The sequence below is a fragment of the Streptomyces sp. NPDC089424 genome, assembly GCF_044749345.1.
Lineage (GTDB): Bacteria > Actinomycetota > Actinomycetes > Streptomycetales > Streptomycetaceae > Streptomyces.
Window position 1 is genome coordinate 457,554 of sequence record NZ_JBIVHU010000005.1, and the last position, 12,480, is coordinate 470,033.

Genomic DNA, 12,480 nt, shown 5'->3' on the forward strand with positions numbered 1-12,480 from the left:
CTCGTCGTGGCCGGGCGCGCAGTCCCCGCGCCCCTTGGGGCGTCGCCCTACTGCAGCTTCAGGGTGAGCGCCGACTGCAGCAGGCCGGGGGCCGCCCAGGCCGAGGTCCGGCCGGCGTAGGGGGTGCCGAAGGCGCTGGTGCCCAGGAGGAGTTGCTGCCGGGTGCCCTGCGGGGCGGTCACCGGGATCTCCACGCCGTTCGGCGCGCTGACGGTGACGGTGTTGCCGATCCGGTACGCCGTGACGCGGTTGTCCGCGACGGCCTGCTGCCACTCGGCGCGGCGCTGGAGCTCGGTCCCGACGGCCTTCTGGCTGAGGTTCTCCACCGGGGTGTTGTCGGCGAACAGCGCCCGGTACTCGCCGAGCACCCCGTCCAGCACCGGGTACAGCAGCCGTTCCTCGGCGAGGTTGGACTGGTGCACGTAGTGCGGGCGCGGGTCGTTGTTCAGGGCGTGCCCGAGGGCGATCCGGGTCTCCTGCGGGACGATGTACGACGCGTAGCCCGTCGCCGGGTCCAGCGGGTCGTCCAGGCAGGTGGACGTCGGGTTGTTCTCGCAGATGCCGCTGCCGCCGTCGGCCTTGGAGGTGTAGATGAAGTTGTACTCGTCGGCCATCTCCGCGGCCGTCCCGACGTTGTAGTACACGTTCATCGGGTGCCGGGGCACGGTCAGCGCGCCGCCCACCGCCCGCTGCTCGGGCTCGCGGGAGTTGTCGGAGGCGACCCACTGGACGCCGCTGTCGGCGAGGGCACGGGCGAGGTGGGGGTTGTCCTCGGGCTGCTGCGGCAGCGTCCTGAGGCCCGAGTGCTCGCCGGTGACGAGTTCGGCGCGGTCGACGGGCAGGCCGTTGCGCACCCCCCAGTTGTGGTTGTCGCGGATCTGCGCGGTGATCTCGGAGCGGCTCATCCACCGCGTCGTGCCGTCGGCGTTCTTCGCGCAGGTCCACGGCACGGTGGTGGTGTCCTGGATGCAGCCCAGGTAGGGATGTGTGTAGGTGTGGTTGATCCAGCGGTACTGGTTGCGGTCGGCGATCAGCCGGGCGGCGAGCGGGTCGGTGCCGCCGTTCTCCGCCTTCCACTCCTCGCCGGAGCCGGCGTTGTAGACCATGTCGAGCGTGAAGCCGCGCTCGCGCTGCCACTGCGCGGCGTACTGCGCGTCGGCGGCGGTCATCCGGATCGGCTGGGTGCCCTCACCGGTGCCGTCCGCGCAGTCGAGGTCGCCGGGCGTGCAGTCCCGCTCGGTGTCCCAGCGGGCGTCGGGGGCGAAGACGTCGTCGACGTGCACGGCGAAGTAGTTGCGGTCGCGGCCGAGGTGCACGCCCTGGGTCAGCCACTCGACGATGCCGCGGGCCAGCGCCCGGAACTGCCGCTGGTGCTGGTTGTAGGCGAACGTGACGACGAGTTCGCGGCGGCCGTCGTGGGCGTACTCCCCGACCAGGCTGCCGCGGCCGGTCCCGGCCGGCACCGGGACGTCCACATAGCTGGTGTAGCCGCTGCGCGGGCGGGCCACGAAGCCGTAACTCTCCTGCACGGTGGGCGAGTTGTCCTCGAAGGCGAGGGCGCCCTCCAGATAGCCGAACGGCCCTGCCCGGCCCGCGTCGGTGACGGCGGCCTGCCGGCCGTCGAGGGTGCCGGCGTAGCCGCCCTCGCTGGTGTAGTCGAGACCGACCCCCGGATGTGCCCAGGTGTAGGCGTCCACCTGCGGGATGCCGTAGGTCCGCTCGTAGGTCTCCAGCGCGGTCTGCTCGGCGGAATCCGTCCCGAACGGGGCCTCGTTGGGCAGGACGACCCCCTGGAACCTGGCCCGGGGCGTGCCGTTCACGGTGTCGCTCAGGAACGCCGCGGTGATCGTCGGGCGGTTCGGGTCGGTGAGCCTCACCGTGGTGTACGGGACGCCCGTGCTCCTCAGTTGCGCGGTGATGGCCTGGACGGGGCTCTCCCCGTTGTCCACGACCAGCACCCGCAGGTCGATCCGCGGCGTGGGTGCCGCGGCGGCGCCGGGTGCGCCGATCCCCAGTGTCAGCAGTCCCGCGGCCGCCAGGACGGCTGCCGTGGATCTCCGTATGCGCGCGCGTCGCGCCATGGTGGTCCTCCCCCCAGAGGATCCCCGCGCGCCTCGGAAGGCCGGTGTGCACATGTGGCGGGCGCACGGCGGATCGGTGGAAATCATGCAAAACGGTGAGCGTCCGGCTCACCTGAACCCGACGAGTGTGACTCAGGTCATGGAGTGCGAGGATCGGTAAATGGCGACGACGCCACTGACAGGTGAACGCCCGTAGGAATGCTCGAACAGACACCGGGCGTAGGCTCGTGCCCGGTCGTTACCGGACCAGATACAGAGTCCACTGCACGAGCGATCCAGGGTCGGCTGTCGGGCCCGGTCGGCCCACCCCTCGGCCACAGGAACTTCACATCGGAAGCGAGATTTCACCACCGTGACTGCTCTCACTCTCAGCACCGCCGCGGCGCCCGGCCTGCGGGCCGACGCGATCGTGATCGGTGTCGCCAAGGGCGACAAGGGCCCCGTCGTCGCACCGGGCGCCGAGGCCGTTGACAAGGCGTACGACGGCACTCTCGCCGGCGTCCTGGAGACCCTCGGTGCCTCCGGCGCCGAGGGCGAGGTGACGAAGCTGCCCGCCCCGGCCGGATTCAAGACGCCGCTCGTGGTGGCGGTGGGCCTCGGCGCCCTGCCGGAGAAGGACGCGGAGTACGGCGCGGAGACGCTGCGCCGGGCCGCCGGTGCCGCCGCCCGCGCGCTGGCCGGCGCCAAGAAGGCCGCCTTCGTCCTGCCCGTCGAGGACTCCGCCGCGGTCGGCGCGGTCGGCGAGGGCGCGCTGCTCGGCGCCTACTCCTTCGACGCCTACAAGGACAACGGCCAGGCGTCCGCCGCCAAGGACAAGAAGAACGGCAAGGCCCCGCTCGCCGAGGTGATCGTGCTCGGCGCCAAGCCGCGCGACAAGGCGCACAAGGCGGCGGTGGAGCGCGCCACGGCCGTGGCCGAGGAGCTCAACCGCGCCCGCGACCTCGTCAACACCCCGCCCAACGACCTCAACCCCGAGGCGTTCGCCGCGGTCGCGCAGGCCGCGGCCAAGGAGCACGGCATCAAGGTGCAGGTGCTCGACGAGAAGGCCCTGACCAAGGGCGGCTACGGCGGCATCCTCGGCGTCGGGGCCGGCTCGGCCTCCGCGCCGCGGCTGGTCAAGCTGTCGTACACGTCCTCGAAGGCGAAGAAGCACCTCGCGTTCGTGGGCAAGGGCATCACCTACGACTCGGGCGGCATCTCGCTGAAGCCGGCCGGGCACAACGAGACGATGAAGTGCGACATGAGCGGGGCGGCGGCGGTCTTCGCGGCCGTCGTCACGGCCGCGCGCCTGGGTCTGGACGTCAACGTCACCGGCTGGCTGGCGCTGGCCGAGAACATGCCGTCCGGCTCCGCCACCCGCCCGGGCGACGTGCTGCGGATGTACAGCGGCAAGACCGTCGAGGTCCTGAACACCGACGCCGAGGGCCGGCTGGTGCTGGCGGACGCCCTGTGGGCGGCGTCGCAGGAGAAGCCGGACGCGCTCGTGGACGTGGCGACGCTGACCGGGGCGATGGTGCTGGCGCTGGGCAACCGGACGTTCGGCGTGATGGCCAACGACGACGCCTTCCGCTCCGCGGTGCACGAGGCCGCCGAGGAGGTCGGCGAGGCCGCGTGGCCGATGCCGCTGCCCGAGCACCTGCGCAAGGGGATGGACTCGCCCACCGCCGACATCGCCAACATGGGCGAGCGGATGGGCGGCGGGCTGGTCGCCGGTCTCTTCCTGCGGGAGTTCGTCGGCGAGGGGATCACCTGGGCGCACCTCGACATCGCCGGGCCCGCCTTCAACGAGCAGGGGCCCTTCGGGTACACGCCGAAGGGTGGCACCGGGTCGGGCGTGCGCACGCTGGTGCGGCTGGCCGAGCTGACGGCCTCCGGCGACCTGGGGTGACGTCCGCCCCCTGAGTCGTGACCGACTCTCGCGTCGTGGGCGCGGGTGGGCTGTGTGCTGGTCGCGCAGTTCCCCGCGCCCCTTCGGGCAAGGCCCCTCGCGGCCGACGACCGAGGACGCCTCGCGTGTGTGACAGCCGAGCGTGCGACGTATCACACCCCGGCCCCGCGTCTCGTCCGGTGCCGACAAGTGCGAAGATGGGGCTCGGCAGGACAGGGCCCCACCGAAGGGCCGAAGTACAGCGGCCGGACACCAGCCGCCGGCCGGTCATCGTCGACCGGCGTACGGCGCACATGCATGGAGGACGTGACGTGGCGAACGACGCCAGCACCGTTTTCGACCTAGTGATCCTCGGCGGTGGCAGCGGTGGTTACGCCGCGGCCCTGCGCGGGGCTCAGCTGGGCCTGGACGTCGCCCTGATCGAGAAGGACAAGGTCGGCGGCACCTGCCTGCACCGGGGTTGCATCCCCACCAAGGCCCTGCTGCACGCGGGCGAGATCGCCGATCAGGCCCGCGAGAGCGAGCAGTTCGGCGTCAAGGCCACGTTCGAGGGCATCGACGTCGCCGGGGTCCACAAGTACAAGGACGAGGTGATCTCGGGCCTGTACAAGGGCCTGCAGGGCCTCGTCGCGTCCCGGAAGGTGACCTACATCGAGGGTGCGGGGCGGCTGTCCTCCCCGACCTCGGTGGACGTGAACGGTCAGCGCATCCAGGGCCGCCACGTCCTGCTGGCGACCGGCTCCGTGCCGAAGTCGCTGCCGGGCCTGGAGATCGACGGCAACCGGATCATCTCCTCGGACCACGCCCTCGTCCTGGACCGCGTCCCGAAGTCGGCGATCGTGCTCGGCGGCGGTGTCATCGGCGTCGAGTTCGCCTCCGCCTGGAAGTCCTTCGGCACCGACGTCACCGTCATCGAGGGCCTCAAGCACCTCGTCCCGGTCGAGGACGAGAACAGCTCCAAGCTTCTTGAGCGCGCCTTCCGCAAGCGCGGCATCAAGTTCAACCTGGGCACCTTCTTCCAGAAGGCCGAGTACACGGCCGACGGTGTCAAGGTCACCCTCGCCGACGGCAAGGAGTTCGAGGCCGAGCTCCTGCTGGTCGCCGTCGGCCGCGGCCCGGTCTCGCAGGGCCTGGGCTACGAGGAGGCCGGGGTCGCCATGGACCGCGGTTACGTCCTCGTCGACGAGTACATGCGGACCAACGTCCCGACGATCTCCGCGGTCGGCGACCTGGTCCCGACGCTCCAGCTCGCGCACGTCGGCTTCGCCGAGGGCATCCTGGTGGCGGAGCGACTGGCCGGTCTGAAGGTCGTCCCGATCGACTACGACGGGGTGCCCCGGGTGACGTACTGCCACCCCGAGGTCGCCTCCGTGGGCATCACCGAGGCCAAGGCCAAGGAGATCTACGGCGCGGACAAGGTCGTCGCCCTGAAGTACAACCTGGCGGGCAACGGCAAGAGCAAGATCCTCAAGACCGCGGGCGAGATCAAGCTCGTCCAGGTCAAGGACGGTGCGGTGGTCGGCGTGCACATGGTCGGCGACCGCATGGGCGAGCAGGTCGGCGAGGCCCAGCTGGTCTACAACTGGGAGGCGCTGCCGGCCGAGGTCGCCCAGCTCATCCACGCCCACCCGACGCAGAACGAGGCGCTCGGCGAGGCGCACCTGGCGCTGGCCGGCAAGCCCCTGCACTCCCACGACTGACCCCCTCGGTCACCTGGGCGCGACGACACAGACTTCCGCAATTCGTAAGGAGCAACCGAAACCATGGCGGTTTCCGTAACCCTTCCGGCGCTCGGCGAGAGCGTCACCGAGGGCACCGTCACCCGCTGGCTGAAGGCCGAGGGTGAGCGCGTAGAGGCCGACGAGCCCTTGCTCGAGGTCTCCACCGACAAGGTCGACACCGAGATCCCGGCGCCGGCCGCCGGTGTCCTCGCCTCCATCAAGGTCGCCGAGGACGAGACCGTCGAGGTCGGCGCCGAGCTGGCCGTCATCGACGACGGCACCGGCGCGCCGGCCGCCGCTCCGGCCCCGGCCGCCGAGGAGGCCCCCGCTCCGGCTCCGGAGCCCGAGCCGCAGGCCCAGCCGTCCGCCGAGCAGGCGGCCCCCGCCCCGGCGCCCACCGCCGAGGCGACCACCGGTGGCGGCACCGCCGAGGGCACGGACGTGGTCCTGCCCGCGCTCGGCGAGTCGGTCACCGAGGGCACCGTCACCCGCTGGCTGAAGTCGGTCGGCGACAGCGTCGAGGCCGACGAGCCGCTGCTCGAGGTCTCCACCGACAAGGTCGACACCGAGATCCCGGCGCCCACCTCGGGCGTGCTGCTGGAGATCACCGTCGGCGAGGACGAGACGGCCGAGGTCGGCGCCAAGCTGGCCGTCATCGGCGCCCCGGGTGCGGCTCCGGCCGCTGCCCCCGCTCCGGCCGCTCCGGCTCCGGCGCCCGCCGCCGAGGCCCCGGCCGCCCCTGCCGCCGCTCCGGCTCCGGCCGCCCCTGCCCCCGCCGCCCAGGCTCCGGCCCCCGCGGCTCCCGCCGCCCCGGCCCAGCCGGCGGCTCCCGCCCAGCCCGCGGCTCCGGCCCGGCCCGCAGCCCCGGCTCCCGCGCCGGCCGCCCAGGCTCCGGCTCCCGCCGCGGCGCAGGCGACCGACGAGGGCGCCTATGTGACCCCGCTGGTGCGCAAGCTCGCCGCCGAGAACGGCGTCGACCTGGCCACCGTCAAGGGCACCGGCGTCGGCGGCCGCATCCGCAAGCAGGACGTCCTGGCCGCCGCCAAGGCCGCCGCGGCCGCCCCGGCTCCGGCCGCCGCGACCGCCGCCCCCGCGAAGAAGGCCCCCGTCCTGGAGGCCTCCCCGCTGCGTGGCCAGACCGTGAAGATGCCCCGCATCCGCAAGGTCATCGGCGACAACATGGTCAAGGCGCTGCACGAGCAGGCCCAGCTGTCGTCGGTCGTCGAGGTCGACGTCACCCGCCTGATGAAGCTGCGCGCCCGCGCCAAGGACGCGTTCGCGGCACGCGAGGGCGTCAAGCTCTCCCCGATGCCGTTCTTCGTCAAGGCGGCGGCCCAGGCGCTCAAGGCCCACGCGCCGGTCAACGCCAGGATCAACGAGGCCGAGGGGACCATCACCTACTTCGACACCGAGAACATCGGTATCGCGGTGGACTCCGAGAAGGGCCTGATGACCCCGGTCATCAAGAACGCCGGTGACCTCAACATCGCCGGCATCGCCAAGGCCACGGCGGACCTGGCGGGCAAGGTCCGCGGGAACAAGATCACGCCGGACGAGCTCGCGGGCGCGACCTTCACCATCTCCAACACCGGTTCGCGTGGCGCGCTGTTCGACACGATCATCGTGCCGCCGGGTCAGGTCGCGATCCTCGGCATCGGCGCCACGGTCAAGCGCCCGGCCGTCATCGAGACGGAGGAGGGCACGGTCATCGGCGTCCGCGACATGACGTACCTGACCCTCTCCTACGACCACCGCTTGGTCGACGGCGCCGACGCGGCCCGTTACCTGACGGCGGTCAAGGCCATCCTGGAGGCGGGCGAGTTCGAGGTCGAGCTCGGCCTGTAGAACCCCTCGTCAACACGGTGATGCCCTCGCCCGGAACCCTCCGGACGAGGGCATCGCCGTTTCCCGGGCGGACGGAAGAACAGGCGTGTGCGCCTCGTCTCACCTGCACCAAAGCGCCCCCGTGCGCCCCTCCTCCACGCGTGGACGGCCTTATTGTCTAAACGTCAAACGCGCCTTAAGGAGCTCCCATGACCGCGCCCGTCGTCCACTCGCTGCGCGAACAGATCCGCGAGCACATCCTGGAGGGGATCATCAGCGGGCGCTGGCAGCCGGGCGAGCGGATCGTGGAGCGCCGTATCGCCACCGAGCTGGAGGTCAGTCAGACACCGGTCCGTGAGGCGCTGCGCGAGCTGGAGTCGCTGCGCCTGATCGAGTCCGCGCCCAACAAGGGCGTGCGGGTGCGGAACCTGACCGCGGCCGACCTGGAGGAGAGCTACCCGGTCCGGGCCGGTCTGGAGGCCATCGCCGCGGAGCTCGCGGCGGAGCTGCTCGCGCAGGACACCTCCGCGCTGGACCCGCACGTCACCGCCCTGTACGAGGCCGACCGCAACGCGGACGGGACCGCCCAGGTGCGCCACACGGTCGGCTTCCACCGCGAGCTGGTGCGCGCCGCGGGCAACTCGGTGCTGCTGCACACCTGGGAGGGCCTCGGCATCGAGGTGTTCACGGCGCTGTCGATCCGCTGGCTGGGGACGGTTCAGCAGTCGTACGCCGAGGAGCACGAGGAACTGGTCGCCGCCTTCCGACGCCGGGATCCGCGGATCGCGGAGATCGTGAAGTCCCATGTCCTGGGGTGCGCGCCGCGGGCGTGACGCCTTCACTACGCACCGTAATGTTGTCGTATGTCCGATGCGGCGCACGGTGTTCACGGCAAACCGCCTACGCGCGAGGAGCGGTGGGACCGCTTCCGCCGCTCGCCCTTCCTGCCCGCGACGGTCCTGGTGCTGATCATCTCCGCGGCGGCCTGCCTCTTCGCCGGCTCGTACACGTACTCCATGGCGAACCCGACGCCGCACTCCATCCCGGCGGCGGTGGTCGGGCAGTACCAGGTGGAGCGGGGGCGGGCGTTCATCGAGGGCATGGAACGGGCGCTGGACGCGTCCATGAAGCTGCGCGTCTACGGCACCGTGGCCGAGGCCCGCACGGCGGTGGAGGAGCAGGAGGTCTTCGCGATCCTCGACGTGCGCGAGGACGGACGGGCCGTCAGGTTCGACGTCTCCGGGGCGTCCGGGGCGTCGGTGGCCGAGGTGCTGTCGCAGGCGGCGGTGGCCGTGGGACGGCAGACCGGGGTCGCGGTCACACTGCGGGACGTCAACCCCCTGCAGAAGGGCGATCCGCGCGGGCTGGCGATCTTCTACATCTCGCTGGCGGCCGTGATCATCGGGTTCGTCGGGTCCATCCAGCTGAGCGTGCACGCGCGGGAGCTGAATCCGCTGGAGCGGATCGCCTTCACCGCGACCTACGCGCTGATCGGTGGGTTCGGGATCGCGGCCGTGGTGGACTGGGGGCTGGGAACGCTGGACCTGCCCTTCGTGGAGTCCTGGATGATCCTGGCGCTGACCATGCTCACCAGCGGGATGGTCTTCACCATGTTCAACACGATCATGGGGCGCTGGGCCATGCTGCCGACCTGGGGCCTGATGGTGCTGCTGGGCAATCCGTCCTCGGGCGGGGCGGTGTCCTGGGCGCTGCTGCCGTCCCCGCTCGGCCAGATCGGCCGCTGGCTGCCGCCGGGCGGGTCGGTCAACGCCCAGCACACGGCGGTGTACTTCCCCGGCCACCAGCACGCCTTTCCCTTCCTGGTGCTGGCCGGGTGGCTGCTGGTCTCGCTCGCGGTGTTCCTGAACTGGTCGCACCGGCACCCCGGCGGGCGGGTGAGGAACCCGGCGCACGCCGGGCCTTGAAGGGACGCGACAACCGAGCGCGATGCCACTCAGACGCGCTCCCACCTGCAGAAACCAGGGGAAATCCCGGCACCGCGTGCCCACCTCGGAGGCACCGCGTGCCGACTTTCTTGTGATCAAGAGGTTTTGCGGGTCAACCCTTTGATCGATCATCGATCAGGGAGTTACAGTTCCGGACGGGCTTCCACCGAAGCCTCACGCCCTGTCCTGCCAAAGACCAAGGGCACCCCCGAACCCTTACCGATGAGGGAACCCCCTTCGACTGAGGAAGGCGGCGACATGACCGACCCCCACGCCACCCAGCCGAGCGAGCTCGACCAGCTCCCGGACCGCGACCCGGAGGAGACCGCCGAATGGCGGGCCTCCCTGGACGCCGTCGCCACGGCGGCCGGGCCGCACCGTGCCGCGTACCTGATGCGCCGCACGCTGGAACGCGCCGAGGGCAACGGCATCGCGCTGCCCAAGCTCCTCGAGACGGACTACGTCAACACCATCCCCACCGCCGCCGAGCCGTCCGTGCCCGGTGACGAGGAGATGGAGCGGAAGATCACCGCCTGGAACCGCTGGAACGCGGCCGCCATGGTGACCCGCGGCTCCAAGTACGGCGTCGGCGGCCACATCGCCACCTTCGCCTCCGCGGCCTGGCTCTACGAGACGGGCTTCAACCACTTCTTCAAGGGCAAGGAGGCCGACGGGTCGGGCGACCAGCTCTACATCCAGGGCCACGCCTCCCCCGGCATCTACGCCCGCGCCTTCCTCGACGGCCGGCTGAGCGAGCACCACCTCGACAACTTCCGCCGCGAGGCCGGCGGCAACGGCCTGCCGTCCTACCCGCACCCCCGCCGCCTGCCCTGGCTGTGGGAGTTCCCGACGGTGTCGATGGGCCTCGGCCCGCTCTCCGCGATCTATCAGGCGCGGTTCAACCGCTACCTGACCAACCGCGGCATCAAGGACGTCTCCGCCTCCCACGTCTGGGCCTTCCTCGGCGACGGCGAGATGGACGAGCCGGAGTCGACGGCGGCGCTCGCGCTGGCCGCGCGTGAGGAGCTGGACAACCTCACCTTCGTCATCAACTGCAACCTGCAGCGCCTCGACGGCCCGGTCCGCGCCAACTTCAAGATCGTGCAGGAGCTGGAGGCCCAGTTCCGCGGCGCCGGCTGGAACGTCGTGAAGTCGCTGTGGGGCTCGGCCTGGGACGAGCTGTTCCAGCTCGACACCACGGGCGCGCTCGTACGCCGCCTGCGCCAGGTACCCGACGCGCAGGTCCAGACGTACCAGACCCGCGACGCCGCCTACATCCGCCAGGACTTCTTCGGCGCCGACCCGGCGCTCGCCGAGATGGCGAAGCTGCTCAGCGACGACAAGATCCTGGACTGCTTCCACTTCTCGCGCGGTGGCCACGAGCCGCGCAAGGTCTACGCCGCGTACAAGGCCGCCGTCGAGCACAAGGGCGCGCCGACCGTGATCCTGGCCCAGACGGTCAAGGGCCACACCCTCGGCACCGGCTTCGCGTCGAAGAACGCCAACCACCAGATGAAGAAGCTCTCGGTGGACGAGTTCAAGACGATGCGCGACCTGCTCGGCCTGCCGATCGCGGACAGCGCGTTCGTCGACGGCCAGGTGCCCTACGCCCACCCGGGCGCCGACTCCCCCGAGGTCCGCTACCTCCAGGAGCGCCGCGCCGCCCTCGGCGGTCTCGCCCCGGCCCGCCGGGTGCACCCGGTCGCCCCGCTGCCCGCGCCCGCCGAGAAGGCCTTCGCCTCCTTCGACAAGGGCTCCGGCTCGCAGAACGTGGCGACGACCATGGCGTTCGTCCGCCTCGTCAAGGACCTGGTCCGCGACAAGGAGACCGGCAGGCGCTGGGTGCCGATCGTCCCGGACGAGGCGCGCACCTTCGGCATGGAGTCGCTGTTCCCCTCGCTCGGCATCTACTCGCCCAAGGGCCAGACGTACGAGCCGGTCGACCGCGACCAGCTGATGTACTACAAGGAAGCCAAGAACGGCCAGATCCTCAACGAGGGGATCACCGAGGCCGGTTCGATGGCCGACTTCATCGCCGCCTCGACGTCGTACGCGACGCACGGCGAGACGATGATCCCGTTCTACATCTTCTACTCGATGTTCGGCTGGCAGCGCACGGCCGACCAGATGTGGCAGCTCGGCGACCAGCTCGGCCGCGGCTTCCTCGTCGGCGCGACGGCCGGCCGTACGACGCTGACGGGCGAGGGCCTCCAGCACGCCGACGGCCACTCCCCGGTGATCGCGGCCACCAACCCGGCCGCCCTCTCCTACGACCCGGCGTTCGCCTACGAGATCGCCGTCATCGTCCGTGAGGGTCTGCGCCGGATGTACGGCGAGGCCAAGCCGGGCGAGGACCAGGACGTCTTCTACTACCTGACGGTCTACAACGAGCCGCTGCCGCAGCCCGCGAAGCCGCAGGGTCTCGGCATCGACGAGGGCATCGTCAAGGGCCTGTACCGCTTCAACACGGCGGAGTCGGCGGGCGTGACCGTGCCGGCGAACGCCCCGCGCATCCAGCTGCTCGGCTCCGGTACGGCGATCCACTGGGCGCTGAAGGCGCAGACGCTGCTCGCCGAGGAGTGGGGCGTGGCCGCCGACGTGTGGTCCGCGACCTCCTGGAGCGAGCTGCGCCGGGACGCGCTGGACGCCGACGCGGCGCTGCTGCGCGGCGAGGAGCGGGTGCCGTACGTACGGCAGGCGCTCCAGGGCGCCGAGGGCCCGGTCCTCGCGGTCTCCGACTACATGCGCCAGCTGCCCGACCAGATCGCGCAGTGGGTCGAGCAGGACTGGTCCTCGCTGGGCGCCGACGGCTTCGGCCTGTCGGACACCCGCGAGGCCGCCCGCCGCCACTTCGGCGTCGACGCGGAGTCCATCGTGGTCGCGGCCCTCGCCCAGCTCGCCCGCCGCGGCGAGGTCAAGGCGACGGCCGTGAAGGAGGCCCGCGAGAAGTACGGCCTGTAGACGCCGGCCGGTATTGGGGAGGCCCCCGCCGCGGCGGGGGCCTCTTGCATGATGGGGCC

7 protein-coding genes are annotated in these 12,480 nt (G+C 71.4%); 6 read left to right on the plus strand and 1 reads right to left on the minus strand.

The window, feature by feature from the left end:
* Nucleotides 1–47: 47 nt before the first annotated feature.
* On the minus strand, nucleotides 48–2,081 hold the full coding sequence (locus ACIP2X_RS24650; RefSeq protein WP_401676511.1) for a hypothetical protein: 2,034 nt from the start codon (nucleotides 2,079–2,081) through the stop codon (nucleotides 48–50).
* A 352-nt stretch (nucleotides 2,082–2,433) separates the two neighbouring features.
* On the opposite strand from ACIP2X_RS24650, the gene ACIP2X_RS24655 reads away from it, so the two are divergent.
* The 6 genes from ACIP2X_RS24655 (at nucleotide 2,434) to aceE (ending at nucleotide 12,421) form a co-directional block, all read left to right on the plus strand.
* The gene (locus ACIP2X_RS24655) at nucleotides 2,434–3,969 is read left to right on the plus strand and encodes a leucyl aminopeptidase (protein ID WP_401676512.1); all 1,536 of its coding nucleotides are present in this window, start codon (nucleotides 2,434–2,436) and stop codon (nucleotides 3,967–3,969) included.
* 311 nt (nucleotides 3,970–4,280) lie between these two features.
* Nucleotides 4,281–5,669 (plus strand): dihydrolipoyl dehydrogenase, encoded by a 1,389-nt coding sequence (gene lpdA, locus ACIP2X_RS24660; protein ID WP_399887504.1) that lies wholly within the window; start codon nucleotides 4,281–4,283, stop codon nucleotides 5,667–5,669.
* 63 nt (nucleotides 5,670–5,732) lie between these two features.
* The gene (sucB, locus tag ACIP2X_RS24665; RefSeq protein WP_401676513.1) at nucleotides 5,733–7,535 is read left to right on the plus strand and encodes a 2-oxoglutarate dehydrogenase, E2 component, dihydrolipoamide succinyltransferase; all 1,803 of its coding nucleotides are present in this window, start codon (nucleotides 5,733–5,735) and stop codon (nucleotides 7,533–7,535) included.
* 188 nt (nucleotides 7,536–7,723) lie between these two features.
* Nucleotides 7,724–8,347, plus strand: a complete 624-nt coding sequence (locus ACIP2X_RS24670; RefSeq protein ID WP_401676514.1) for a GntR family transcriptional regulator — start codon at nucleotides 7,724–7,726, stop codon at nucleotides 8,345–8,347.
* Nucleotides 8,348–8,377: 30 nt separating this feature from the next.
* Entirely contained in the window at nucleotides 8,378–9,439 is a 1,062-nt protein-coding gene (locus ACIP2X_RS24675) for an ABC transporter permease (RefSeq protein ID WP_401676515.1), read from the plus strand.
* A 279-nt stretch (nucleotides 9,440–9,718) separates the two neighbouring features.
* Nucleotides 9,719–12,421 carry a pyruvate dehydrogenase (acetyl-transferring), homodimeric type gene (gene aceE / locus ACIP2X_RS24680; RefSeq protein ID WP_401676516.1) on the plus strand — a complete coding sequence of 901 codons (2,703 nt, stop codon included), beginning with the start codon at nucleotides 9,719–9,721 and terminating at the stop codon, nucleotides 12,419–12,421.
* Nucleotides 12,422–12,480 lie beyond the last annotated feature (59 nt).